We start from the raw sequence: 23,728 nt of genomic DNA, 5'->3' as shown, positions 1-23,728 counted from the left end.
CCAGGTTGCGCCGTTCGGCCCAGTACGGGCCAAGATCACTCGCTCGGCGCAGCGGAATTCGACGAGGAGTGCTCACCGATGGGGGGTATGCCCCGATCAGGCGGGGACGACGACGGTGCCGCGGGCGCGGGTGACGACCAGCGGCGGGTCGAGCACGTCGGCGGCGGACGGGCCGCGATCGGGGGCGGCGCGGCAGACCACGCGCGCCTCGAACTCCATCTCCCGGGAGCGGGTGCCGACCCGCACGAGGGTGGCGGTGGCCTCGATGACGTCCCCGGCCTGGACGGCCGCGGCGAAGGTGACCTCGCTGTACCCGGCGAAGAGGCCCTCGTCGCCGTCGGTGCGCACGCACAGTTCGGTGGCGACGTCGCCGAACATGCCCAGCCCGTAGGCGCCGTCGACGAGGTCGCCGCCGTAGTGGGCGTGGGAGTGGGGGACGTAGCGGCGGTGGGTGACGCTCATGCCGACCTGGGCGCTCATGCTGGGACGGTGTCCTTCCGGGTGGTGAGGGCGTGGACGAGGTAGGAGGCGACCTCGCCGGGGGTGGTGCCGCGGCCGAAGACGCGGTCGACGCCGAGTTCGCCCGCCATGAGCGGGTCGAAGCGGGGCCCGCCCGCGACGAGGAGGGGTTTGCGCTCGCCCATGGCCTCGCGGAAGGCCGCCGACATCTCCTGGGTGTTGAGGATGTGCGCGTCGCGCTGGGTGACGACCTGGGAGACCAGCACGGCGTCGGCCTTCTCGGCGCGGGCGCGTTTGACCAGTTCGGGGACGGTGACCTGGGCGCCGAGGTTGATCACGCGCAGTTCGCGGTAGTACTCCAGGCCCTTCTCCCCGGCGAAGCCCTTGATGTTGAGGATGGCGTCGATGCCGACGGTGTGGGCGTCGGTGCCGATGCAGGCGCCGACGACGACGAGTTTGCGGCGCAGCGCCTTCTTCACGGCGGTGTTGATCTCGCCGGGGGTCAGCAGCGGGTACTCGCGCTCGACGACGGTGACGGCGTCCATGTCGATGATGTGGGACACCGAGCCGTAGACGACGAAGAAGGTGAAGTCCTCGCCGATGGGGTGGGAGTGCACGACGAGCGCGGGGTCGATGCCCATCCGGTTGGCCAGTTGCTGGGCGGCGCCGTCGGCGCGGGGGCCGTGCGGGACGGGCAGGGTGAACGACAGCTGGACCATGCCGTCGCCGGTGGTGTCGCCGTAGGGGCGGAGGTGGCGCTTCACGCGGTGGCACCCTCTTCCAGCAGTTCGCTCGCGGGGTTGGTGTAGCCGTCGGCCTTGGCGATGACGCCGTCGGCGCCCTTGCCGCCGTCGGCGGGGCGTTTCATCAGGCCGAAGGTGCCCTTGCCGATGGCCTCGAGGAGTCCTTCGTCGACGATGCGGGCGAGCAGGTCGACGGCCTCGCCGAGGACCTGGTGGGCGCGTTTGGCGATGAACCCGTCGGGGGCGGGGCGGAAGTCCTCGCGCAGGTTCCCGGCGGCCTCCAGCACGTAGCGCACGTTGGCCAGGGCGAGGTCGCGGTCGGACAGGAACGGGGTGACCACGGCCTCGGTCATCATGCCGACGAGCAGGATGGACTGTCCGGTGAGGACACCGGCGAGGTTGAAGAACCCGTCGAGCAGGTAGCCGTCGAAGACGTTGCCGGTCATGTGCTTGGTGGGCGGCATCCACTTCAGCGGCGCGTCCGGGAACAGCTCGCGCGCCAGCAGCGCGTGGGCCAGCTCCATGCGGAAGGAGTCGGGCACCCTCGGGTTGATCTCGAAGGCGTGGCCGAGGCCCAGCAGCTCGTCGGGCAGCCCGGCCTCGTGGGCGAAGTGCTCGTTGAGCAGCTGGGAGACCGTCACGGTGTGGGCGGCGTCGACGGCGTCGGCGGTGGTGAGGTAGTTGTCCTCGCCGGTGTTGATGATGATGCCGGCGCGGGCGTGGACCTGGCGGGAGAAGCGCTGGTCGACGAAGGTGCGGATCGGGTTGATGTCGCGGAAGAGGATGCCGTACATGGAGTCGTTGAGCATCATGTCCAGCCGCTGCAGCCCGGCGAGCACGGCGATCTCGGGCATGCACAGCCCGGAGGCGTAGTTGGTGACGCGCACGTAGCGGCCGACCTCCTTGGACACCTCGTCCATCGCCGCGCGCATGATGCGGAAGTTCTCCTGCGTGGCGTAGGTGCCCGCGAAGCCGTGGTGGGTGGCGCCCTCGGGCACGTAGTCCAGCAGGGACTGCCCGGTGGAGCGGATGACGGCGATGATGTCGGCCCCGGCGCGGGCGGCGTTGGCGGCCTGCACGACGTCCTCGTCGATGTCGCCGGTGGCCACGATCAGGTAGATCCACGGCCGTCGGGGCGGGTCGCCGAGTTTGGCGACGAGCCGGTCGCGCTGGGCGCGGTTGCGGTCGACGGTGCGCAGGCCGCGGGCGACGGCGGTGCGGGCGGCCTTGGCGGCGCGGGTGGCGTCGCGGCCTTCGGGCAGCCGGTAGGTGATCTGGCCCGCGGCGGTGGCCTCGGCCAGTTCGGTGAGCGAGCCGAGGTCGTGTTCGCGCAGCGCGTGGAAGACCGGCAGGGCGACGCCGTGCTCCAGGCCGCAGTGCTCGCGCACGGTGTCGACGACCCGGTTGACCCACGGCACGTCGCCCGCGCGGTGGGTGGTGTCCGCGCCGGTGATCCCGGCCAGGCGCAGCGTGGCGCGTTCGACGGCGACGGTGGTGTGCGCGCGGGCGATGTCGATCACCGGGGCGGCGGCCTCGGCGGCCAGCGCCCGCGCGGTGGCCACGACCTCGGGGTCCAGGTCAAGCAGGGGCATGGTTCTCCTGTCGGTCGAACAGCGTGCGCCCGCGCAGGACGGTGCGCGCGCAGACGGGCGGTGCCGCGCCGGGGTCGAGGCGGGGCAGGGCGGGCACGCGCGAGCGCGGGTCGGTCGACCAGCGCTGCACCCGGGCGTCGGGGGCCGCCACCACCAGGTCCTCGACGTCCCACACGGCGTAGGTGGCGGGGGCGCCGGGCACGAGGGTGCCGGTGAGGCCGTCGTCGACCCCGGCGGCGCGCCAGCCGCCCCGGGTGTGGGCGGTGAACGCCGCGCGCGGGGACAGCCCGTGCCCGTCGGTGCGGTGGTGCACGGCGGCGCGGACCGCGGCCCACGGGTCGACGGCGGTGACGGGGGCGTCGGAGCCCAGGGCGAGGACCACCCCGGCGGCGGCGAGCTGGGCGAAGGGGTTGAGCGCGGTGCCGCGCTCGACGCCGAGGCGCTGGGCGTACATGCCGTGCGGGCCGCCCCAATGGGCGTCGAACAGCGGCTGCACGGAGGCGATCACGCCCCAGTGGGCCAGTTGCTGGGCCTGCCCGGGGGTGACCATCTCCAGGTGTTCGAGACGGTGCCCGGCGGCGGCGATGGCGACGCGGCCGAGGTGCTGTTCGGCGCGGGCGAAGCCCTCGATGACGGCGGTGACGGCGGCGTCGCCGATGACGTGGAACCCGGCCTGGATGCCTGCCTCGGTGCAGGCGCGCAGGTGCTCGCCGATGGCGGCGGGGTCGAGGTAGAGGGCGCCGCTGGTGTCGGGGGCGTCGGTGTAGGGGGCGTGCAGGGCGGCGGTGCGCGAGCCGAGGGCGCCGTCGACGAACAGGTCCCCGGCCAGGCCGCGCACGCGGTGGGTGGCCGCGACCGCGCCCGCGTCGGCGGTGACGGGCTGTCCCCAGTAGGCGACGACCTCGGGCAGGTCGCCGGGCTGGGCGAGCAGGGCGGCGAGGTCGGCGGCCCCGGAGATGTCGGGTCCGGCGCACTCGTGGACGCTGGCCACGCCCATGGCGGCGGCGTGGCGCAGGAAGGCGCGCTGGGCGTCGTCGCGCTGGCCGGGGGTGAGGGCGTCGCGGGCGGCGCGGCGGGCGTGGTGGTGGGCGTCGCGGGTGAGCGGGCCCTCGGGGTGCCAGCCGTCGGCGCGGGCGGCGTCGGGGGCGCGGTCGAGCAGGGCGGTGGAGACCAGCGCGGAGTGCACGTCGACGCGGGAGAGGTAGACCGGGGCGCCGTCGGCGGCGGCGTCGAGCTGGGCGCGGGTGGGCGGGCGGCCCTCGGGCCAGCGGGTCTCGTCCCAGCCGTGGCCCCAGACGGGGGCGCGGCCGTGGCGGCGCACGTGCGCGGCGAGGGCGTCGAGCGCGGCGGCCATGGTGGGTGCCGAGGTGAGGTCGACGCCGGTGCGCAGCAGGCCCGCGCTGGTGGCGTGGACGTGGGCGTCGACGAAGGCGGGCGCGACGAACGCGCCGTCGAGGTCGACGGTCTCCTCGGCGTTCGCGTAGAGGGTGGCGCCGACGGAGTCCTGGCCGAGCCAGACGACGACGCCGTCCTGCACGGCCATGGCGGTGGCGTGCGGGTCGGCCGGGGAGTGGATCCGGCCGCCCGTCAGCAGCGTGGTCCTCGCGGGGGCGCCGGTCGCGTGGGTGTCGGTCGCGGAGGTGGTGGTCACGGTCAGACAGTCTCGCGGGTCAGTGGGCGCGGGCCTCGAACAGTGCCCGGACCCCGGGCGCGGCGCGCAGCAGGTCCATGGCGAACTCGGCGTGGCCGGGGACGTAGCCGTTGCCGATGAGCATGCGCACGTCGGCGGCCAGGCCCTCGGCGCCGAGGGCGGCGGCGGGGAAGGAGGTGGCCATGGAGAAGAAGACGACGGTGCCGCCGTCGGCGGTGGCCAGGATCGCGCCGTGCTCGCAGCCGGGCACGTCCACGCACACCACGGTGACGTCGACCTGCTCGCCGACGGCGGCGGCGACGGCGAGCGGGTCGCGGGCGTCGGCGAGCACGACCTCGTCGGCGAGCCCGGCGCGGCGCACGGCGGCGGCCTCGGCCTCGGTGGGGACGAGGGCGACGAGGCGGCGGGCCCCGGCGCGGCGGGCGGCGGCCAGCGACAGCGACCCGGACTTGCCGCCGCCGCCGAGCACGGCGACGGAGGGGGCGCGGTAGTCGCGCACGACGCGGTCGGTGAGGGCGGGCGCGCCGCACACGTCGAGCACGGCGAGGGCGAGGGTGTCGGGCAGGTCGGCGGGCAGCCGCGCGGCGATGGAGCGGCCGAAGAGCACGGCGGTGCCCCGGCAGGGGACCTGCTCGGACTCCCCGTCCCAGTCGGCGAGGCCGTCGTCGATGCGCAGCGGGGTGAGGGTGAGGCTGACGAGGGTGGCGACGCGGTCGCCGACGGCCAGCCCGAGCGGGGAGTCGGGGCCGACGGCGGCGACGGTGCCCAGCAGCATGCCGCCGGAGCCGGTCACGGGGTTCTGCATCTTGCCGCGCTCGGCGACGATCCCGAGCACCGCATCGCGCACGGCCGCGCCGCCGCCGTGCTGTTCGCGCAGCTGGCGGTAGGAGGCGGCGTCGAGGTTGAGGCGTTCGACGGCGACGACGACCTCGTCGGCGTGCGGGGTCGGGTCGGGGTCGAGCCGCCAGGCCTGCTGGGGCAGCACGCCGGGCGGGTCCTGCACCCGGTGCAGGCCCCACGGCGAGCTTGTCCGCGCAGACGGCCCGGCGGGAACCCCGGAAGACACCGTCACAACCGCCTCCTGAAAAATTTACGTCCAGCGTGTCGTCTGGCAGCATATCTTTACGCCACCCGAACGGCGAGGAGTACATATGACTGCGCTGCGTGAAGTTGCTGGCGGGCCGGACACCCCGGTCACCAGCGTGTCCGAGGCTCTGGACCGGGCCGGGCACCAGCCGTACGAGTACGAGCGACGGGAACTGGTCGAACCCGACTGGCGCCGCTTCCCCGGCTGGGCGCACGTCACCGAGGCCCAGTGGCGCGACGCGCAGTGGCAGCGGGTCAACTGCGTCAAGAACGCCAAGCAGCTGCGCGCGGTGACCGGCGGCCTGCTGGCCGAGTCCTTCTACGACGACCTCGCCGCCGACCAGGCCACCATGGCCACGATGTCGATGCTGCTGCCCCCGCAGATGCTCAACACCATGGCCTCGGCGCTGGACCCGGCCGCGGGCCAGGCCGAGTTCACCGAGGCGTTCCTGGCCGACCCGGTCCGCCGCTACATGCTCCCTGTGGCCTCCGACCGCGACCCGGACTGGCCCAGCCACCCGCACTCGGCGCGCGACTCCCTGCACGAGGCGGAGATGTGGGTGGTGGAGGGCCTGACCCACCGCTACCCCACCAAGGTGCTCGCCGAGCTGCTGTCCACCTGCCCGCAGTACTGCGGCCACTGCACCCGCATGGACCTCGTCGGCAACTCCACCCCGCAGATCGACAAGCACAAGCTGACGCTCAAACCGGTCGACCGCCAGGACGCCATGATCGACTACCTCAAGCGCACCCCGGGCGTGCGCGACGTGGTGGTCTCCGGCGGCGACGTGGCCAACGTGCCGTGGAAGCAGCTCGAGGGCTTCCTGATGCGCCTGCTGGACATCCCCACCGTGCGCGACATCCGCCTGGCCACCAAGGCGCTGGCCGGGCTGCCGCAGCACTGGCTGCAGCCCGCCGTCGTCGAGGGCCTCGAGCGCGTGGCCCGCACCGCCGCCCGCCGCGGGGTCAACCTGGCCATCCACACCCACGTCAACCACGCCCAGTCGGTCACCCCGCTGGTCGCCGAGGCCGCCCGCACCGCCCTGGAGGTCGGCGTGCGCGACGTGCGCAACCAGGGCGTGCTCATGCGCGGGGTCAACGCCACCCCCGAGGCGCTGCTGGACCTGTGCTTCGCCCTGCAGGGCGAGGCGAACATCCTGCCCTACTACTTCTACATGTGCGACATGATCCCCAACGCCGAGCACTGGCGGCTCGCGGTGTGGGAGGCGCAGGAGCTCCAGCACGCCATCATGGGATACCTGCCCGGCTACGCCACCCCGCGCATCATCTGCGACGTGCCCTACGTGGGCAAGCGGTGGGTGCACCAGATCGCCGAGTACGACCGCGACCTCGGCGTCTCCTACTGGACGAAGAACTACCGCGCGGGCACCGAGCGCGACGAGGACGCCGACGCCGCGGCGATCCTGTCCCGCCGCTACCCCTACTACGACCCGATCAGCACCCTGCCCGAGTCCGGCAGGCGCTTCTGGGCCGCCAACCCCGACCACCGCGCGTAACGGCGCCCGCCGCGGCCACGAGCCGCAGCCACGCGCTCACGGGGCGCTCTGACCTGGGCCCGCGCCTGGGCCAGAGCGCCCAGCGCGTCCGGCCGAATGGCAGTTCGGTAAATATCGAAACGATCGCGTCGCCACCCGAACGGATGAACGCCGGGTAACGTGCCGCCATGCAGCTGCCGTGGAGATCCGCGCCCCGCGCGGCCCTGTCGAGCCCGCTGACGGTGCTGGTCGCCGTGGTCGCGGCCCTGCTGCTCACCTTCGTCGGAGCCGCCGCGGTGCTGCACTCCGACGCCGCAGGCAACGCCGCCGCCGGCTACCAGGCGGGCAGGCTGTGCCCGCAGTCGGTGGCCCCGGTGATCGACCACCGCCGCGTCACCGCGGGCGAGGGCGCCGCGGTCATCGACGCCGCCGCCGCCCAGGCCCCCCGCCACGGCTTCCCCGCCCCGATCGGCGCGCTCTACTCCCCCGTGCGGCAGTGGACCTGGGACAGCGGGCTGCACCCGTGGTCGCGCTTCGGCTGGCGCGAGGGCGCCATGGACAACCTCACGGTGTTGCAGGGCGGCTCCCGCGACGGGCTGTGGGTGCCGCGCACCGTCGCCGAGGACGGCGACGTGCGGCTCGGCGACACCGTCGCCCTGCCCGGCTTCCCCCGCGTCACCGCCATCTACGAGGACCTCGCCGACCCGGTCGGCGACTACTGGTGCGCCGAGCGCGAGGAGGCCGTGGTCAACCCGCTGGCCCCCGACGGCGGCGCGGGCGCGCTGGTCCTGTTCCCCGACCGCGACTCCTTCGTCGCCGCCTTCGACGACATCGCGGGCGACTCGGTGACCGTCTCGGTGCGCTTCCCGCTGGAGCGGCTGCCGCGCACCGCCGACGAGGGCGCCGACGTCGCCGCCCGCGGCGCGGCCATGCTGCCTGCCATCGAGGCCATGCTGCCGCGCCCGAACATGGTCATCACCGGCAACTACTTCGCCACCCCCGTCGAGGTCAGCCGCGAGGCCGGGGACACCGTGCTCGGCGCGGTGCTGCCGCTGACCGTCGTCAGCCTGCTCGTCGGCCTGGCCGGGGTCGCCGCGGTCACCGTTCAGTGGTGCCAGCGCCGCCGCGCCGAGCTGCGGCTGCTGTGGGCGCGCGGCGCCGGGCCCCGCGCCCTCGGCGCGCGCGCCGTGCTCGAACTGGCAGCGCCGCTGCTGGCGGGCGCCGTCCTCGGCTGGCTCATCGCCCGCCTCGCCCTGCCCTGGTACGCCCCCTCGCCCTACCTCAGCGACGGCACCGCGGTCGTCTCCGCGCTCGTGGCCACCGGCGTGTTCGCCGCGGCGCTGCTGGTGACCGGCGCGGTCACCGTCGCCCACACCCACCGCGCCTTCCAGGCCACCGGCGGGCGCAGGCGCCTCTGGCGCGGACTGCGGTACCTGCCCTGGGAACTGGCCACCGGCGTCGCCGCCTACCTGGCGTGGGCGCGGCTGGACGCCACCCCGGTGCGCATGGCCTTCGGGCAGCCGCTGCCCGAACAGCCCGACGCCGTCGGCCTGGCCTTCCCGCTGCTGGTGGTGCTGACCGTCGCCCTGGTCGCCGTGCGGCTGGTGCGGTGGGGGCTGCGCGCGGCCCACCGGCTGCGCTGGTGGCGCGTCCCGGCCGCCCAGCTCGCCGTCCGCCGCCTCGCCGCGGCCGCCGGGTCGGCCGTCGGGATCCTGCTGGTCGGCACGCTCGCCGTCGGCACGCTCACCGTGGGCGTGGGCATCGCCACCGCCCAGGACGACGCCTTCGACACCAAGTCCGGGCTCTTCGTCGGCGCCGAGTCCAGCGCCCAGATCTCCACCAGGGTCGCCACCGAGACCGGGCTGCCGCCGCTGCTGGCCGCCCAGACCACCCTCGTCGGCGTCCTCAAGAGCCAGGACGACGTCATCCTCGCCGTCGACCCGGCCACCTTCGCCGACATCGCCTGGGTCGACGGCGACCGCGCCGAGCTGGCCGCCCGCCTGGCCCGCCTCGACGCCCCCGCCGCCGGGGCGCTGCCCACCCTGCGCGTCGGGTCCGCCCCCGACCAGCGGGTGCGGCTGCCCCGCATCGGCGACGTCGAGCCCGTCGACCACCTGCCCGCCTTCCCCCTGGTCGGCAACCGCGGCTACGTCGTGTCCACCGCCGCCATCCCCGACCCCGGCGACATCGACGTCTGGCAGATCTGGTCGCCCAAACCCGTCGACCTGCTGCTCGCCGACCTCGACGCCGCCGGACTGCACCACCTGCACGCCCGAGGCAAGAGCGAGGCGCTGGACGGGCTGCCGTTCCTGACCGTGCGCTGGACCTTCGACTTCGTCACCGCCCTGGGCTTCGTCCTCGCCGTGGTCGCCGCGGCCGCGCTGCTGCTGGCCGTGGAGGTGCGCAGGCGGCAGAACGCCCTCGCCGGGGCCCTGGCCACCCGCATGGGCCTGCGCCCCCGCACCCTGGTCGCCAGCCACCTGCTGGAACTGGGCTCGCTGGCCGGGCTCTCGGTCGCCGCGGGCGCCGCCGCCGGATGGGCGTGCACCGCCGTGGCCTCGCCGATGCTGGACCCCTCGCCGTGGCTGCGGCCCGTCGCCGCCGCCCCCGACCTCGTCGGGCTGGTGTCCACGACGCTGGCCACCGCGCTCGCCGTGGTCGCCCTGGTGTGCTGGTCGGCGGTGCGGTCGGTGACCACCGCCCGAGTGGGAGAGCTGATCCGTGGCTGAACTGCTGACCGACGACCCCCTCGTCACCGAGGGACCCGCCCCGCTGTTCGAGGTCGACCGCGTGCGCGTGGAGTACCCGACCCCCGCCGGGCCGGTGCCCGCCCTGGAGGAGGTCACCGTCACCGTCCCCGCCGACGGCCTGACCGTGCTCGCCGGGCCCTCCGGGTCCGGCAAGTCCACCCTGCTGCGCGTGCTCGGCCTCATCGACCGCCCCACCGCGGGCCGCGTCCGCGTCTCCGGCCGCGACGTCGGCGGCCTCGGCCACCGGCAGCGCCGCCTCCTGCGCCGCGACCGCATCGCCCTGGTCGTGCAGTACCCGCCGGAGAACCTGATCGGCCACCTCACCGTCGGGCAGAACCTGCGCGCCGCCGCCGAGTCCGCCCGCGTGCCCGCCGACCCCGACGCCGTCCTCGGCTGGCTCGGCATCCCCGACACCGCCGACTGGCGCGTCGAGGCCCTCTCCGGCGGCCAGCAGCAGCGCCTGGCCTTCGGCTGCGCCCTGGCCCGCCGCCCCGCCGTCGTGCTCGCCGACGAACCCACCTCCCAGCTCGACGCCGCCTCCGCCGCGCTCGTGCTCGACGTGGTCGACCGGCTCGTCGCCGACGGCGTCCCGGTCGTCGTGGCCTCCCACGACGACGAGGTCATCGCCCGCGCCCACCGCGTCGTGCGGCTGCGCGAGGGCCGCATCGAGGAGGCCGCGTGAGCGCGCCGTCGACACAGCCCGAGCTGACCGCGCGCGGCCTCACCCGCGCCTTCCCCCACCCCGACGGGCCGCTGCCGGTCCTCAAGGGCGTCGACCTCGACGTCGCCGCGGGCGAGCTGGTCACCGTCTCCGGCCGCTCCGGCTCCGGCAAGAGCGCCCTGTTCGCGCTGCTGTGCGGCTTCGACCGCCCCGACAGCGGCACCGTGACCGTCCGCGGCCGGGTGGTCGACTCGGCGCCGCCGTGGCGCGACTGCGCCGTCCTGCCGCAGGCGCTGGGCCTGTCCGCCGAGCTGACCCTGGCCGAGAACGTCGCCCTGCCGCTGCGCCTGTCCGGCGACTCCGCCGACGTCGACGCCCGGGTCGCCGACGTGCTCGGCGAACTCGGCATCGGCGCCCTCGGCGACCGCTACCCAGGCGAGGTCTCCTACGGCCAGCAGCAGCGCGCCGCGCTCGCCCGCGCCGCCGTCGGCCGCCCCGCCGTGCTGCTGGCCGACGAGCCGACCGCCCACCTCGACCACGGCAGCATCCCCGCCGTGCTGGGCCTGCTGCGCCGCGTCGCCGACACCGGCACCGCCGTGCTGGTGGCCACCCACCACGACCAGGTCCACACCATCGCCGACCGCCGCCTCGCCCTCGTCGAGGGCCGCATCGCCGCCTGACCCCCGACCCCGGCGCCGAGTCGGCCGCGGCGCGCCGCCGGGGCCATCCGGGAGCGGCGCCGCGGCCGGACGCACCCGGTCGATCGTCGTCGCCTGCGCGCCGCCGAGGGCATCTAGACTCTGCGGTGATGAACCGCAAGATCGTCTGGCCAGCCGCCCTGCTGTCCGTGGCCGCGCTGGTCGGCGGCCTGTTCATCCTCGGCGACCCCGAACCCCCGCCCGCCCCCGCCCCGCCCGCCGGGGTGCCCCGCGTGCTCGTCGCGATGGGCGACAGCACCATGGCAGGCGAGGCCGCGGGCGACTACCTGCCCGGCACCGACGGCCGCGGCGGCAACTGGTGCCACCGCTCCGAGCACGCCAGCATCCACGCCACCGGGCTGCGCGGCATCGACGAGACCGTCAACCTCGCCTGCTCCGGCGCGGGCTCCGCGCAGGTCGGCCTCGGCGACGCCCAGCAGTACGGCGAGCCGTCGCAGGCGCGGCGCCTCGGCGTGCTCGCCCGCGAACGCCGCGTGGTGGCCGTGGTCGTCGCCGTCGGCGCCAACGACGACCCGCGCTTCTCGAACGTCCTCGACGCCTGCGTGCAGGCCTGGCTGGACCCCAACCGGCCCAGCTGCGCGGACGAGATGGGCCAGGAGTGGCCGCGCCGCGTCGAGGCCATGGTGCCCAAGGTGACCGCCGCCCTCGCCGACATCCGCCAGGTCATGGCCCAGGCGGGCTACGCCCCCACCGACTACACCCTCGTCCTGCAGTCCTACGCCGCCCCCGTCGGCCCGGACATGCTCGAGGAGCTGCGCAACCTCAACGGCTGCCCGCTGCGCCGCGACGACCTGGTCTGGGTGCGCGAGCGCGCCGTCCCCGAGATCACCGACGGCATCCGCCGCGCCGCCCGCGCGGCCGAGGCCCGCTTCCTCGACCTCTCCCGCGCCGGGGTCGGCCGCGAGGCCTGCTCGCACCGCGACCCCACCGAGGAGTGGTTCTCCCGGCTGTCGGTGCGCTGGGACGACCTGCGCGACGAGACCCGCGCCGGGCACGCCATGCAGGAGTCCTTCCACCCCAACGCGGCCGGGCACACCCAGTTCGGCCGCTGCCTCGGGGAGTTCCTCGGCACCGACCACACCGCCGCGGCCTGCCTGGCGGGCGCGGACGGCGACCTGCACCCCGCCCCCGCCATCGGCCCCTGACTCACCCCAACCGCCGACCCGCCCTCCCCCCGACGACGGACGCCCCCGCGCGCCGCCCGCCCCTAGCGTGCTCGCCAGGGAGAAGGGGGAGAACTTTCGTGAGCACACGCGTCACCGCCCTGGACACGCTGCGCGGGGTGGCGATCCTCGGCACGCTGGGCACAACGTCTGGATCTTCACCAACCCCGGCGGGTTCGCCGGGTTCCTCGCCGACACCGCCACCGCGGGCACCGGCGAGACCGTCCTGCGCACGATCAGCAACGGCAAGTTCCTCGGCCTGCTGTCGATCATGTTCGGCATCGGCATCGCCATCCAGCTCGGCTCCGCCCGCCGCCGCGGCGCCCGCTGGCCCGGCTGGTACCTGTGGCGGGCCGCCCTGCTGTTCGCCGAGGGTGTCCTGCACTACGTGCTGGTCTTCGAGGGCGACGTGCTCGCCTTCTACGCCGTCGTCTCGGTCATCGTCGCCTACCTCGCCGCCCGCTCCGAGCGGACGATCCGCGCCTGGATGATCACCGCGGGCGCCCTGCACGTCGCCGCGGTCGCGCTGCTGACCGCCGCGATGGCCGCCACGGGCGGCGCCGTCGGCGGCGGCGGGCTGCCCGCCCCCGACACCTGGACCGGGCAGGTCGCCATGCGCCTGGAGCACTGGGTGGCGCTGCGCGCGGAAGGGCTGTTCGTGCTGCCGCTGTCCACCGTGCTGTTCCTGGCCGGGGTGCTGCTGTGGCGGGCGGGGGCGCTCACCGACACCGCCCGCGGCGCCGCGCTGCGCGCCCGCCTCATCGGCTGGGGCATCGGTGTCGGCGTGCCGCTGAACTTCCTGGCCGCCCTCGCCGGGCCGTCGTGGTTCCTCGTCGACCGCTACCTGTGCGCGCCGCTGGTCGCCTTCGGCCTGCTCGGCGCGATCACCGCCGTCGTGCACCGCATGCGCCCCCGGCCGGGGCCGCTGCGCGCCGGGCTCACCGCCGTCGGACGCTGCGCGATGAGCTGCTACATCCTGCAGAACCTCATCGCCTCGGCCCTCTGCTACGACTGGGGCCTCGGCCTGGCCGACCGGTTCGGCCACCACGGCCCCTGGCTCACCGCGGGCGCGTGGCTCACCGTCACCGCGCTGCTCATGGCCGGGGCCGCCGGGTGGACGCGCCGCTTCGAACGCGGCCCCATCGAGACCGTCTGGCACCGCCTGTACCTGGCCCCGCAGCGGAGGCGGGTAGAAACCACCGTGTGACCGCGCGCGAACTCGACCTGACCGACGACACCACCGCCCGCACCGCCCACGAGGTGGTGCGGGCGGCCTACCGCGTCGAGGCCGACCTCATCGGCTCCGACGCCATCCCCGCGCTGCGCGAGACCCTCGCCGAACTGCGCGCCCTGCCGCTGCGCTGGCTCGGCGTCGGCGCCCCGGACGCGATCATCGCCTGGACCGTCGAGGACGAGGTCGTCGACATCGACCGGCTGTGCGTGCACCCCGACCACTTCCGCCGCGGCCTGGCCACCACGCTGCTCACCGCGCTGCTCGCCCGCACCAGCGGGCCGGTCACCGTCTCGACCGTGGCCGCCAACACCCCCGCCATCACCCTCTACGAGCGCCACGGCTTCACCCGCACCGGCCAGTTCCAGCCCGAACCAGGGCTGACCGTGGTCACCTTCCGGCTAGAGCGCGGGTGAACGCCCCTCGTACGGGGTCGACAGCACCACCGTCGTGCGCGTGGACACCTTCGCCGACTCGCGGATCTTGCGCAGCAGGTCCTCCAGCGCCGTCGGCCCCGCCACCCGCACCAGCAGCACGTACGACTCGTCCCCGGCCACCGAGTAGCACGACTCGATCTCCGGGATGTGCTCCAGCCGCTGCGGGTAGTCGTCCGGCGCGGCCGGATCGATCGGCGTCAGCGAGATCAGCGCCGTCAGCGGCAGCCCGATCGCCTCGCTGTCCAGCCGCGCGGCGTACCCGCGCACCACGCCGCGCTGCTCGAGCCTGCGCACCCGCTGGTGCACCGCCGACACGCTCAACCCCACCCGCTCGGCGAGGTCGGTGAAACTGCAGCGCCCATCGTCGGACAGCACCCGCACGATCGCCGCGTCGATGGGCTCCAACTCGGTCACAGCACCGCCAGCCCGTGCGGGCGGTTGTTCAACGCCGCCACCCCGTCCTCGGTGACCACCACGATGTCCTCGATCCGCGCGCCCCACCGCCCCGGCAGGTACACCCCCGGCTCCACGCTGAAGGCCATCCCCGGCTCCAGCACCAGCCCGTTCCCGGCCACGATGTACGGGTGCTCGTGCACGTCCAGGCCGATGCCGTGCCCGGTGCGGTGGATGAAGAACTCCGCCAGCCCCGCCTCCGCCAGCACCTGCCGCGCCGCGGCGTCCACCGACTCCGCGCTCACCCCCGGCCGCACCGCGGCCACCGCAGCCGCCTGCGCCGCCTCCAGCGCCGCGTACGCCTCGGCGACGTCGGGCTCCCTGGGCTCGCCCAGGCTGTAGGTGCGCGTGCTGTCCGAGCAGTAGCCCTCCGGCGTCGGCCCGCCGATGTCGACCACCACCACGTCCCCGGCCTCGATCACCCGATCCGACACCTCGTGGTGCGGGCTCGCCCCGTTCGGCCCGGACCCCACGATCACGAAGTCCGCCCTGGTGTGCCCCTCGGCCACGATCGCCTCGGCGATGTCCGCGGCCACCTGCGCCTCCGTGCGCCCCGGCCGCAGCCACTCGCCCATCCGCGCGTGCACCCGGTCGATCGCCTCGCCCGCCGCGCGCAACGCCGCGACCTCCGCGGCGTCCTTGCGCATCCGCAGCCCGCTGAGCACCGGCCCGGCCAGCACCTGCTCGGTGCCCGGCAGCGCCGCCCGCAGGCCCAGCACGTGCAGCGCGGGCAGCATGTCGCCGACGGCCACCCGGCCCGCGCCCGCGACGACCTCCGCGGCCAGCCGGTACGGGTCCTCACCGTCCACCCAGGTCGCCACGCGTACGCCCAGCCCGCCCAGCGGGCCGAAGCCCGGGGCCTCCAGCTTGGGCACCACCAGCACCGGCTCGCCATCGGCGGGCACCAGCAGCGCCGTGAGCCGCTCGAAGGAATGCCCGGCCTGCCCGATCAGGTACCGCAGGTCCGCGCCGGGGGCGACGACCAGCGCGTCCACCCCGGCGGCCACCGCCGCCCGCCGGGCTCGATCCAGCCGCGTCCGCGCGATGTCCTGGTCCGTGCTCGCCATGCGATCAGCCTATCGGCCCACCGCCCCGCCCCACCGCCGCGACGCGGTAACACCGGCGCCGAAGCGGGCGACGCCGCCTGTGATGGCCCGTCTCGTCGTCCTCACCGCCCTGATCGCCGCGCTGACCGCGTGCGCGCGCCCCGAACCGGGCGCGCCCGTGGCGCGCGCCACACCCGCGCCCACCACCACGACCACCGCCCCCACCAGCGCCGCCCCGACCACGACCGCCCCACCGCCGCCGAGCACGACCGCACGCGCCACGGTCAGCGCCCCGCCGACCACGACCAGCGCCGCCGTCCAACCCGACATCCAGCTCGGCGAATACGCGGTGACGCTGACCGGAACCCTCGACGGGCAGCCCGTCGAACGGCCCGCGCAGCTCTCCGTCACCGGCACCATCACCGAGACCGGCACACCCAACGGCGTCAACGCGCTCGACGTCTGCCTGGCCGCCGGCTTCCCGCTCGCCACCCCGGAGGCCGGGGCGGTGTGGTTCGGCAGCAACACCGGCTGCTTCCCGAACGTCGGCCTGGCCGACACCGACCTCGCCCGCACGAGCGCCGCGGGGGCGACGGTCACCGTCGATGCCGACCCGGCGGTCACCGGGCTCAACGCCTTCATCGGGCCCCTGGAGTGCCTGCACCCGGTGTCCGAGGGGCGCATGGAGGTGCGCTTCGGGGCCGGCGGGGCCGTGACGGGATCCGTCACCGCGCGCGGGCCGTGTCTGGCGGCGCCGCCGGCGGAGTTCACCGCCACCTTCACCGGCACACGGTTATAGCAGGTCAACGACAATGCTCAACCTCTACTTGAGGGTCAACCTCAAGTAGAGGTTGAGACATGAAGCCGCGCTCATCCGCCCTTCAGCCACCCCTCACACCCCCCGACGACCCTGACCCCATGAACGACGGGCTCCGACTGCTGACCGGACCGGACGCGGCCGACCCCCTGGCCGCCGCACTCGCCGCCGCAGGCGGCGAACTCCTCCGCTGGACCCCACGCCAGGTCGACCACCAACCCGGCACCGGCACCACCGTCGCCTACCGGGCCCGCGTCCGCTGGGCCGACGGCGCCGAGACCACCGAGACCCTCGGCGCCTGCCACGGCGACCTCCCCGCCGCCACCGCCCGCCTCCGCGACGGCGACACCGAGATCGGCCTCTGGCGCTTCCCCCACGACCCCGACCTGCCCGGCCTCCCCCACGCCACCGACCCCCACCGCATCGGACGACTCGCCGCCGACCTCGGCGTCGGCGACGGCACACCCGCCACGATCCGACTCCGCGCCTACCGACCACGCCGCCGCGCCGTCATCCAGGCGCAGACGACCGGCGGCACCGTGTTCGTCAAGGTCGTGCGACCCACCCGCGCCCAACCCCTGCACGCCCGCCACCGCGCCGCCCACGACTGCCCGGCCCCGCGCTCCCTCGGCTGGACCGACGACGGCCTGGTGGTGCTGACCGCCCTCCCCGGCCGCACCCTCCGCGAGACCCTCCTGGCCCCCGGCGAACCCCACCTCGACCCCGACGCGGTCATCACCCTGCTCGACCGGCTCCCCCACATCCCCGAACACCGCGACACCTGGGGACGCAAGGCCCCGCACTACGCGCGCGTCATCGCGGGCATCGCCCCGGAACTCGGCGCCTGGGCCACCGACCTGGCCACCGCCGTCGACCACCCCAGCCCGGAAGGCCCCACCGTCCCCGTCCACGGCGACTTCTACGAAGCCCAGCTCATGGTCGAGTCCGGCCTGCCCACCGGCCTGCTCGACCTCGACACCACCGGACAGGGCGAACGCCTCGACGACGCCGCCTGCCTGCTCGGCCACCTCGCCGTCCTCGCCCAACTCCGCCCCGACCGCGCACCCGCCATCACCGCCACGGGCACCCGACTGCAGGAACGCCTCGAACGCGACCTGTGCCCCTCGGCCCTGCGCCGCCGCACCGCCGCCGTCGTGCTGTCACTGGCCACCGGACCCCACCGCGTCCAGGAACCACGATGGCGCGAGAACACCCGCGCCCGCCTGCGACTGGCCCAGCAGTGGGTCGAATGGTCATGAGGAAACCCTCACGCCGCACTCGGCCCCCACTCATCCACGCCCACGAGGCTTGAGATGTCCGACAGAACAGGAAGGGATCAACCATGACGATGCGGCGCCCTTGGCTGGTAGCCACCGCGACACTCGCGCTCGCCGGATTCGGCACGACCGCCGTCGCCCTCGCCGACGCCGGAGAGGCGCACGACAGGGAACCGGTGGGCGCGATCGAACTGGCCGACGCCTCCCCCGAATCCGCCGACTCCCCGACCGCCTCTCCCGCCGACTCGGCGAACACCCCCGACCGAAGCGACCCGTCCCCGGAATCGGCCGACTCCCCCACCCCGTCCGTGAACGATTCGCCGGAATCCACGGACTCCGACGCCTCCCCGACCGCTCGTACCTCCCCGTCCGGCGGGTCCGGCCTCGACTCGGCCGACAGCCCGGCGACGCGGGTGGTCCGCCCGAAGGTGGAATCCGCCGACAGCCCGGCCCGCCGCCCCGCGCCCCCGGTGGACTCGGCCGACAGCCCCTGGCAAGCCGACACCAGCGCCGACAGCCCCCACGACTGAGCCCACAGCCCCCGGCGGGGCCCGGACGACATCAGTGGATCATCCCACCGATGAGTCCGTCCTGGACGGTGGCAGCAGCGGAAAGCGATTGCCCGGCCACCGGAACCGAGGCCGGGCGGACGACAGTGGGGAGCCCCGCCGCGATGGCGGGACTCCCCACTGGGCCTTGCGGTCAGACCTTCAGCAGCCGGTCCAGGAAGGACCGGTAGCCCTGGAGGGCCTGACGCAGTTCCTCGGTCTCCGCGCCCTCACGCCAGCGCTCCAAGGAGCGCTTGTGCTCCGAGAGCGTGCGGATGGCGTCGACGACCAACTTGTCCGCCTCCTCCACCGCGACCGACGGGTTGTCGACGAAGGCGCCCTGCACCCGGTGCCAGCGGTCGCGGTAACCGTCGGCCTCCTGCGCGGTGAAGACACCGTCGCGCCGGGTCGGGATCGCCGCCGTCCGCTCATCCGCGGTGGACTGCTCGCCGTGCCGTGCCTCCGGACGACGGGCCTCCGGGCGCCGTGCCTCCGGGTGACGGGACGGGGTGCCCGCGTCGTCCGGGGTCGGATGGCCGTCGGGCCCGCCCTGCCAGTCCTCGACGCCGCGGCGGTGGTCGGTGGAACGCATGCTGTCCTCCTCAGTGGCTCGCCTTGGCGCGGTCGTCGCCGATCAGGTCCTGGAACAGGCTGCGGTACCGGACCATGGCCGCCCGCATGTCCTCAGTGGACGCGCCGTTGGGCACGCGCTCCAGGACGGAGTGGGCGGCGCGGTAGTGCTCACGGTCGCCGCGGGGCAGATCGGCCTCGCGGCGGTCGTGGTCGGCGATCGCCGGGTAGCCGCGCTCGGTCATCACGTCGGTGACGATCCGCTCGGCCTCGGCCAACGCGGCGTCCGGACGGTCGACGAACTGCTCCTGCGCCCGCGCCCACCGCCTGCTGAACTGCTCCCGCGCCCTCGGTTCCAACGGGCGCAACGCCAAACCGGACCGCCTGCGCCGCAGCACGACCGCCGCCAGCACCAACAGGCCGAGCACGACAACCGCGGCGACGACGATGCCGATGATCGCTCCAGTGGACATCGGATCTCCTTCAAGGTCGCTTGCCCGATGGCTACCACTGGCCCCGACCGGCAAAACGGAGGTTGGGCCGTTCGGAGCAGCGCGTCACCACCCCCTCGGGATCACGGCCGAGCGGTGATCTGCTGCACGGCCCAGCCGTTGCCGTCCGGATCGGCGAAGAACAGGAACCCCTGGTTGTTCAGGTCGTCCTCCTCGGTGGCCGGACGCATCCCCTCCCGGCCCACGAACACGACCTCCCCCGGGTCGAACCCCCGCGACAGCAACTGCTCGCGCGCCGCGCGCACGTCATTCACCACCAGCTGCACGCCCTTGAGCGACCCGGGCGCCATCTCCGACAGCGCGTCGGAGATCACCACCGAGCACCCCGACCCCGGCGGCGTCAGCTGCACGATCCGCCGCCCGCCGCCGACCTCGGTGTCGTGGTCGACCGCGAAACCCAGCACCTCGGCGTAGAACCGCTTCGACCGGTCCACATCCGACACCGGGACGACGATCACCTCCAGCGTCCAGTTCACGCCCGCACCCCCATGTCACTCAGCATGTCCTCGTTCTCCGTCCAGCCCACGAAAACAAAAAGGCAAGGAGATAAACCACTCCTTGCCACCTCCAACTTATAGCGCACCGGGGGACTTGCGGCAAGACCGGGGCCGTCCCGCACACTCTGCGTCCGAATTCGATTTCATGGAAACAAACGGGGGTTACGTGATCGACGTGGTCATCGCAGGCGGCGGACCGACCGGCATGATGCTGGCCTGCGAACTGCGCCTGCACGGCGTACGCGTGGTCGTGGTGGAGAAGGACCCGGCGCCGGGCACATTCGTCCGCTCGCTCGGCGGACAGGGCCTCAACCTCGGCATCCAGGACGCGGTCAACCTCGGCTGGAAACTGGCCGCTCAGATCGCGGGCTGGGCGCCCGAGGGCCTGCTGGACACCTACCACAGCGAACGCCACCCCGTGGCCGCCGACGTCCTGGACAACACCCGCGCCCAGATGCAGCTGCTCTCCCCTGAGCCGGGCCCGCAGGCCGTGCGCAGGCTCCTGTCGGAGCTGATGGACCTCCCCGAGGTCAACCGCCGCCTCACCGAGAAGATCACCGCCACCGCCATCCGCTACGACCTCGGCGACGGCCACCCCCTCCTCGGCACACGCCTGCGGGACGTGCCGCTGAAGCGGGGCCGCCTGTACGAGCTGATGCACCGCGGCCGCGGCCTCCTGCTCGACCAAACCGCCACACTCTCCACCGCAGGCTGGTCCGACCGAGTCGACCACGTCGTCGACGCCAGCGAGGAACTCGACGCCCCCGCCGTCCTCCTCCGCCCCGACGGCCACGTGGCGTGGGTAGGCGAAGAACAGGACGACCTGCACACGCACCTATCCCGCTGGTTCGGCACCGCCCACTGAGGACACGCGCCCTCCCGGATCGGAGTCTCGGGAGGGCGCCCTTCGACCACGGCGTGCAGTTGTACCAGTCGCCTAGCCAACCGGTGCTAGATGTAGTCGGCGTGGCCGTCGCCGGGCATGCGCTTCCAGCCGCTCCCCGAAAAGGAGCATCCCTGCCGAGTGGGTCCTCCGTGACCATCTCACCCAATTGGACACAGGAAGGTTGCCACCTCTCGCCGCTCTCCTTCTGGGCGGGTTTGGGTCACCCCACCTTCGGTCAGGTCGCAGTGATACTGGTGTGCCGCTGGCTGGATAGGCCCTCTTGGTTATCTTGATAGTGCATAGTAAAGAGGTAAATTCGGGGGGAGTGGAGTAGAGAGTGCGAGACGAGGGGCCCTGAGGTGGTCGTTCGGCGCCGTTCAGCCGTGGCCTCGGCTGGTGTGCGGGCGTTCACGGCCCGCGAGCGAGCGCGCTATCGGCGACGGGGAGTTCACCGCCGCCTTCGCTGTGGGCGAGGGGTGTCGGCCTCTGGGCCACTCGTCAGCGGCGGAGGCGGGCGGTCGCGGCCAGGAGCGGGGTGGTCAGGGCGGTGGCCGCGGCGCCGAGTGGGGTGTTGGTGGCCAGGATGAGGCGGACGGTCTTCATGGCGAGGGTGAGGACTTCGCTGCCGCGCTGGCGCATCTCCGCCTCGAAGCCGCCGACGGCCTCGGTGATGGTGGGGCTCTCGCTGAGGTGGTCGAGCAGGCTGGCGGCGTCTCGGATGGCGGCGCCAGCGCCCATTCCGGCGGTGGGCGGGGTGGCGTGGACGGCGTCGCCGAGGGCGGTGATTCTTCCCGGTGGCCAGGGGGCGAGGTCGTGGGCTCGGGTGGAGGCGGCGTTGAAGCGGTATCGGGCGACGCTGTCCGGGGCGGCGCGGGTGATGACCTCGAGGGTGTGGGCGGACCAGCCGCGCTCCTGGAACTTCGCCAGCAGCGCGGCCTGCAGATCGTCGCCGGATGGGGCGTCGGGGGCGGGGAACATGGCGCCCCAGATGTAGGTGGGTTCGGTGGTCATCGACATCCGCAGCTCGGGGGCGTCCAGTGCGGCGTTGCCGGTGGGGTCGAGGTAGCCGATGTAGAGGGCCGCGCCGTGCGGGCCTACGGCCAGGCTCGATCGGGGGCGCAGGCGCTGCCGTTCGGCCGCGCTCAGGTCCCGGCGGAGGGTGCGGCCGGAGAAACCGATGATGCCCGCGGGACGGTTGGTCGGGCCGCCTGCCAGATGCCGGGCGACCACCGAATGAACGCCGTCCGCGCCCACCACCAGGTCCGCGGAGACCGGCTCGCGGTCGGCGAAGAGCACCTGCGGCGCGCCGTCGTCGTCATAGCCGACCGCGGACACCCGGCAGCCCAGGTGCAGGTCGTCGCCGACCGCTTCGGCGAGCAGCATGCGCAGGGTGATCCGGTCGACGTCCACGCTGCGGCTGCCGCTGAGGTCCGGGCCGTGGCCGAGCAGCCTGCCGCGCCGGTCCCAGAACGCGTCCCGCTCGCGGAGGCGCAGGGCCGAGGCCGAGGCCAGCAGCCGCCGCATGATCCGGGGTTCCACCAGCTCGCTCAGCGCTGACTGCGCCCGTTCGTCCAGGGTGATGTGGTAGCCGCCGGTCGCCGTGACGTCCGTGTCGCGGTCGAACACCGCCACCTCGAACCCCCGCCGCCGCAGCCCCGCCCCCAGGGCGAGCCCGCCGATCCCCCCACCGACCACGACCACCCGCATACCGACCGTCCCTTCGCTCGACTGGGACCGACCCTGTCAGCGGTACTGGACATCGAGTGGCCAGTACCGGCCATGATGGGACCGTGGCGAACACTTCACAGCGGGCGTTGCGACTGCTGTCCCTGCTCGGATCAGGGCGGCGGTGGCCGTTGCGGGAACTGGCGGACCGGCTCGGGGCCAGCGAGCGCACCGTCCGCCGCGACATCGAGACCCTGCGCGGGCTCGACTACCCGATCTCCACCATCCACGGCCCCGACGGCGGCTACCAGCTAGGACCCGGGCACACCCTGCCGCCGCTGCTGTTCGACCACGACCAGGCGCTCGCGGTCGCGGTGGCCCTGCAGACCGCGCCCAGCACGATGTTCGGCCTCGCCGACGACGCCGCGCGGGCGCTGGCCACCCTGCACCAGGTCATGCCGCCCACGCTGCGCGCCGCCATGGAGTCCCTGCGCCTGACCCGGCTGCGCAACTACTGGGAGTTCCCGGGCCCGCCCATCGACCCGGCCGCACTGACCGCCGTCGGGGCGGCGGTGCGCCAGCGCTGCCTACTCGTCGCCGAGACGCTGCGGCCCGACGGCACCCGCGCCGAACCGGGCGAGCCCGATTTCCGGCCCGCGCACCACGTCGAGCCCCACCACCTGGTCGTCTGGGCCGCGCGGTGGTACCTCGTCGCCTACGACCTCACCGACGCCCGCTGGCGCGTGCTGCGGGTCGACCGGCTCCTCCCCCGCCCCACGACGCGGCGCTTCCCCGCCCGCAGGCTCCCCGACGACGACCTCGCCCGCTTCGTGATGAGCAGCCCCGACCGCGGCGACACGCCCGCCGACTGGGAGTGCACCGGCTCCGCCCGGCTCGCCCTGCCCGCCCACGTCGTGGCCCGCTGGGCGCCGGGCGGCTCTGTGGTCGAGCACCTTGACGACGACCACTGCAGGCTCACGCTCGGCGCCTGGTCCTGGGCGGGCGTCGCCGGGATCCTCGCGACGTTCGACACCGAGCTCACCGACGTCCGCCCGCCCGAGCTCGTCGAGGCCTGCCGACGGCTCGCGCGCCGCTGGATCACCATCGCCTGACCGGCGCTCCCTGGCGATGATCGCGTCGAGGTTGGCGCGGGTGGACTCCAGTTCGGCGATCGCGGCGTCGATGCGGTCGCGGTGGCGCACCAGGGCGTCGACCAGCCCCGGGCAGTCCGGGGTCAGCAGGCCGTCGTCGTCGACGACGCACGGCAGCATCTCCGCGATCTGCGTCGTGCCCAGACCGGCCGCCAGCAGGATCTGGATCCTCCGCACCGCCGCCACATCCGCCTCGCGGTAGACGCGGTATCCGCTCGGACGCCGTTCCGGGGTCAGCAGCCCTTGCGTCTCGTAGTAGCGCAACGACCGCTCGCTGACGCCCGTGCGCCGGGCCAGTTCACCGATCCGCATGGCCGC

23 protein-coding genes and 3 pseudogenes are annotated in these 23,728 nt (G+C 74.3%); 14 read left to right on the top strand and 12 right to left on the bottom strand.

Features of this window, described 5'->3' with window-relative positions:
* Positions 1 to 96: 96 nt before the first annotated feature.
* The 5 genes from kal to kdd are packed head-to-tail and all read right to left on the bottom strand — an operon-like array spanning position 97 to position 5,517.
* Entirely contained in the window at positions 97 to 480 is a 384-nt protein-coding gene (kal, locus tag IEY98_RS10335) for a 3-aminobutyryl-CoA ammonia lyase (protein ID WP_189210222.1), read from the bottom strand.
* A complete protein-coding gene (gene kamE / locus IEY98_RS10330) occupies positions 477 to 1,223 on the bottom strand; it encodes a lysine 5,6-aminomutase subunit beta (RefSeq protein ID WP_189210221.1) in 747 nt (248 codons plus the stop codon). The genes kal and kamE overlap by 4 nt, the downstream gene beginning before the upstream one ends.
* Positions 1,220 to 2,794, bottom strand: coding sequence for a lysine 5,6-aminomutase subunit alpha (gene kamD, locus IEY98_RS10325; protein ID WP_189210220.1), 1,575 nt, complete (start codon positions 2,792 to 2,794; stop codon positions 1,220 to 1,222). The genes kamE and kamD overlap by 4 nt, the downstream gene beginning before the upstream one ends.
* The gene (locus IEY98_RS10320; protein ID WP_229786784.1) at positions 2,781 to 4,445 is read right to left on the bottom strand and encodes an amidohydrolase; all 1,665 of its coding nucleotides are present in this window, start codon (positions 4,443 to 4,445) and stop codon (positions 2,781 to 2,783) included. The genes kamD and IEY98_RS10320 overlap by 14 nt, the downstream gene beginning before the upstream one ends.
* A 19-nt stretch (positions 4,446 to 4,464) precedes the next feature.
* The gene (kdd, locus tag IEY98_RS10315; RefSeq protein WP_229786783.1) at positions 4,465 to 5,517 is read right to left on the bottom strand and encodes an L-erythro-3,5-diaminohexanoate dehydrogenase; all 1,053 of its coding nucleotides are present in this window, start codon (positions 5,515 to 5,517) and stop codon (positions 4,465 to 4,467) included.
* 79 nt (positions 5,518 to 5,596) lie between these two features.
* Here kdd and IEY98_RS10310 point away from each other — a divergent pair, with 79 nt between their 5' ends.
* From IEY98_RS10310 to IEY98_RS10280, 7 genes are all read left to right on the top strand, one after another.
* The gene (locus IEY98_RS10310; protein ID WP_229786782.1) at positions 5,597 to 7,048 is read left to right on the top strand and encodes a KamA family radical SAM protein; all 1,452 of its coding nucleotides are present in this window, start codon (positions 5,597 to 5,599) and stop codon (positions 7,046 to 7,048) included.
* Between the two features lie 167 nt (positions 7,049 to 7,215).
* Positions 7,216 to 9,756 carry an ABC transporter permease gene (locus IEY98_RS10305; RefSeq protein ID WP_189210219.1) on the top strand — a complete coding sequence of 847 codons (2,541 nt, stop codon included), beginning with the start codon at positions 7,216 to 7,218 and terminating at the stop codon, positions 9,754 to 9,756.
* On the top strand, positions 9,749 to 10,459 hold the full coding sequence (locus IEY98_RS10300; RefSeq protein ID WP_189210218.1) for an ABC transporter ATP-binding protein: 711 nt from the start codon (positions 9,749 to 9,751) through the stop codon (positions 10,457 to 10,459). The genes IEY98_RS10305 and IEY98_RS10300 overlap by 8 nt, the downstream gene beginning before the upstream one ends.
* A complete protein-coding gene (locus tag IEY98_RS10295; RefSeq protein ID WP_229786781.1) occupies positions 10,456 to 11,118 on the top strand; it encodes an ABC transporter ATP-binding protein in 663 nt (220 codons plus the stop codon). The genes IEY98_RS10300 and IEY98_RS10295 overlap by 4 nt, the downstream gene beginning before the upstream one ends.
* A gap of 128 nt (positions 11,119 to 11,246) precedes the next feature.
* Positions 11,247 to 12,302: a GDSL-type esterase/lipase family protein gene (locus IEY98_RS10290; protein WP_189210217.1), complete on the top strand. Its 1,056-nt coding sequence runs from the start codon at positions 11,247 to 11,249 to the stop codon at positions 12,300 to 12,302.
* A 67-nt stretch (positions 12,303 to 12,369) separates the two neighbouring features.
* Positions 12,370 to 13,527, top strand: coding sequence for a DUF418 domain-containing protein (locus IEY98_RS10285; protein WP_189210216.1), 1,158 nt, complete (start codon positions 12,370 to 12,372; stop codon positions 13,525 to 13,527).
* Positions 13,524 to 13,967, top strand: a complete 444-nt coding sequence (locus tag IEY98_RS10280) for a GNAT family N-acetyltransferase (RefSeq protein WP_189210215.1) — start codon at positions 13,524 to 13,526, stop codon at positions 13,965 to 13,967. Before IEY98_RS10285 ends, IEY98_RS10280 begins: the two co-directional genes overlap by 4 nt.
* On the opposite strand, the gene IEY98_RS10275 is transcribed toward IEY98_RS10280, so the two are convergent.
* Both IEY98_RS10275 and IEY98_RS10270 read right to left on the bottom strand, forming a co-directional pair.
* A complete protein-coding gene (locus IEY98_RS10275; protein WP_189210214.1) occupies positions 13,953 to 14,402 on the bottom strand; it encodes an Lrp/AsnC family transcriptional regulator in 450 nt (149 codons plus the stop codon). The genes IEY98_RS10280 and IEY98_RS10275 overlap by 15 nt on opposite strands.
* Complete coding sequence (locus tag IEY98_RS10270) at positions 14,399 to 15,508, bottom strand: M24 family metallopeptidase (RefSeq protein WP_189210213.1); 1,110 nt, start codon at positions 15,506 to 15,508, stop codon at positions 14,399 to 14,401. Before IEY98_RS10270 ends, IEY98_RS10275 begins: the two co-directional genes overlap by 4 nt.
* A gap of 82 nt (positions 15,509 to 15,590) precedes the next feature.
* Here IEY98_RS10270 and IEY98_RS10265 point away from each other — a divergent pair, with 82 nt between their 5' ends.
* The 3 genes from IEY98_RS10265 to IEY98_RS10255 all read left to right on the top strand — a co-directional run bounded on the left by IEY98_RS10265 (position 15,591) and on the right by IEY98_RS10255 (position 18,111).
* Positions 15,591 to 16,286 carry a hypothetical protein gene (locus IEY98_RS10265; protein ID WP_189210212.1) on the top strand — a complete coding sequence of 232 codons (696 nt, stop codon included), beginning with the start codon at positions 15,591 to 15,593 and terminating at the stop codon, positions 16,284 to 16,286.
* Positions 16,287 to 16,405: 119 nt separating this feature from the next.
* Complete coding sequence (locus IEY98_RS10260) at positions 16,406 to 17,563, top strand: aminoglycoside phosphotransferase family protein (protein WP_189210211.1); 1,158 nt, start codon at positions 16,406 to 16,408, stop codon at positions 17,561 to 17,563.
* An 83-nt stretch (positions 17,564 to 17,646) separates the two neighbouring features.
* Entirely contained in the window at positions 17,647 to 18,111 is a 465-nt protein-coding gene (locus IEY98_RS10255; RefSeq protein ID WP_189210210.1) for a hypothetical protein, read from the top strand.
* A gap of 172 nt (positions 18,112 to 18,283) precedes the next feature.
* On the opposite strand, the gene IEY98_RS10250 is transcribed toward IEY98_RS10255, so the two are convergent.
* The 3 genes from IEY98_RS10250 to IEY98_RS10240 form a co-directional block, all read right to left on the bottom strand.
* Positions 18,284 to 18,721 carry a hypothetical protein gene (locus IEY98_RS10250; RefSeq protein WP_189210209.1) on the bottom strand — a complete coding sequence of 146 codons (438 nt, stop codon included), beginning with the start codon at positions 18,719 to 18,721 and terminating at the stop codon, positions 18,284 to 18,286.
* 10 nt (positions 18,722 to 18,731) lie between these two features.
* The gene (locus tag IEY98_RS10245; RefSeq protein WP_189210208.1) at positions 18,732 to 19,172 is read right to left on the bottom strand and encodes a hypothetical protein; all 441 of its coding nucleotides are present in this window, start codon (positions 19,170 to 19,172) and stop codon (positions 18,732 to 18,734) included.
* 101 nt (positions 19,173 to 19,273) lie between these two features.
* Entirely contained in the window at positions 19,274 to 19,687 is a 414-nt protein-coding gene (locus IEY98_RS10240; protein WP_189210207.1) for a VOC family protein, read from the bottom strand.
* Positions 19,688 to 19,853: 166 nt separating this feature from the next.
* Between IEY98_RS10240 and IEY98_RS33270 the strand changes: the two are divergent.
* Positions 19,854 to 19,955, top strand: a pseudogene (locus IEY98_RS33270) (FAD-dependent monooxygenase); the annotation flags it as partial.
* A gap of 45 nt (positions 19,956 to 20,000) precedes the next feature.
* Positions 20,001 to 20,573 (top strand): annotated as a pseudogene (locus tag IEY98_RS10235) (aromatic-ring hydroxylase C-terminal domain-containing protein); the annotation flags it as partial.
* 519 nt (positions 20,574 to 21,092) lie between these two features.
* Here the strand turns inward: IEY98_RS10235 and IEY98_RS10230 are convergent.
* The gene (locus IEY98_RS10230; protein WP_189210205.1) at positions 21,093 to 22,301 is read right to left on the bottom strand and encodes an FAD-dependent oxidoreductase; all 1,209 of its coding nucleotides are present in this window, start codon (positions 22,299 to 22,301) and stop codon (positions 21,093 to 21,095) included.
* An 83-nt stretch (positions 22,302 to 22,384) separates the two neighbouring features.
* On the opposite strand from IEY98_RS10230, the gene IEY98_RS10225 reads away from it, so the two are divergent.
* Both IEY98_RS10225 and IEY98_RS33375 read left to right on the top strand, forming a co-directional pair.
* Positions 22,385 to 23,371, top strand: a complete 987-nt coding sequence (locus IEY98_RS10225; RefSeq protein ID WP_189210204.1) for a helix-turn-helix transcriptional regulator — start codon at positions 22,385 to 22,387, stop codon at positions 23,369 to 23,371.
* A 40-nt stretch (positions 23,372 to 23,411) separates the two neighbouring features.
* The gene (locus tag IEY98_RS33375) at positions 23,412 to 23,612 is read left to right on the top strand and encodes a hypothetical protein (RefSeq protein ID WP_373292368.1); all 201 of its coding nucleotides are present in this window, start codon (positions 23,412 to 23,414) and stop codon (positions 23,610 to 23,612) included.
* Here the strand turns inward: IEY98_RS33375 and IEY98_RS33370 are convergent.
* Positions 23,585 to 23,722: pseudogene (locus IEY98_RS33370) on the bottom strand (MerR family DNA-binding transcriptional regulator); the annotation flags it as partial. The gene IEY98_RS33375 and the pseudogene IEY98_RS33370 overlap by 28 nt on opposite strands.
* Between the last annotated feature and the right edge of the window lie 6 nt (positions 23,723 to 23,728).

The sequence above is a fragment of the Actinokineospora fastidiosa genome, from assembly GCF_014648415.1.
In the GTDB taxonomy this organism is placed as follows: domain Bacteria; phylum Actinomycetota; class Actinomycetes; order Mycobacteriales; family Pseudonocardiaceae; genus Actinokineospora; species Actinokineospora fastidiosa.
The sequence above is the reverse complement of the archived record's forward strand: the minus strand, read 5'-3'. Positions and strand labels throughout refer to the sequence as shown.

What these genes read in the sequence shown, in the direction of transcription:
- kal (WP_189210222.1), bottom strand. Translation starts at nt 480, where the DNA reads ATGAGCGCCCAGGTCGGCATGAGCGTCACCCACCGCCGCTACGTCCCC.
- kamD (WP_189210220.1), bottom strand. Translation starts at nt 2,794, where the DNA reads ATGCCCCTGCTTGACCTGGACCCCGAGGTCGTGGCCACCGCGCGGGCG.
- IEY98_RS10310 (WP_229786782.1), top strand. Translation starts at nt 5,597, where the DNA reads ATGACTGCGCTGCGTGAAGTTGCTGGCGGGCCGGACACCCCGGTCACC.
- IEY98_RS10305 (WP_189210219.1), top strand. Translation starts at nt 7,216, where the DNA reads ATGCAGCTGCCGTGGAGATCCGCGCCCCGCGCGGCCCTGTCGAGCCCG.
- IEY98_RS10290 (WP_189210217.1), top strand. Translation starts at nt 11,247, where the DNA reads ATGAACCGCAAGATCGTCTGGCCAGCCGCCCTGCTGTCCGTGGCCGCG.
- IEY98_RS10270 (WP_189210213.1), bottom strand. Translation starts at nt 15,508, where the DNA reads ATGGCGAGCACGGACCAGGACATCGCGCGGACGCGGCTGGATCGAGCC.
- IEY98_RS10265 (WP_189210212.1), top strand. Translation starts at nt 15,591, where the DNA reads ATGGCCCGTCTCGTCGTCCTCACCGCCCTGATCGCCGCGCTGACCGCG.
- IEY98_RS10260 (WP_189210211.1), top strand. Translation starts at nt 16,406, where the DNA reads ATGAACGACGGGCTCCGACTGCTGACCGGACCGGACGCGGCCGACCCC.
- IEY98_RS10255 (WP_189210210.1), top strand. Translation starts at nt 17,647, where the DNA reads ATGACGATGCGGCGCCCTTGGCTGGTAGCCACCGCGACACTCGCGCTC.
- IEY98_RS10250 (WP_189210209.1), bottom strand. Translation starts at nt 18,721, where the DNA reads ATGCGTTCCACCGACCACCGCCGCGGCGTCGAGGACTGGCAGGGCGGG.
- IEY98_RS10245 (WP_189210208.1), bottom strand. Translation starts at nt 19,172, where the DNA reads ATGTCCACTGGAGCGATCATCGGCATCGTCGTCGCCGCGGTTGTCGTG.
- IEY98_RS10230 (WP_189210205.1), bottom strand. Translation starts at nt 22,301, where the DNA reads ATGCGGGTGGTCGTGGTCGGTGGGGGGATCGGCGGGCTCGCCCTGGGG.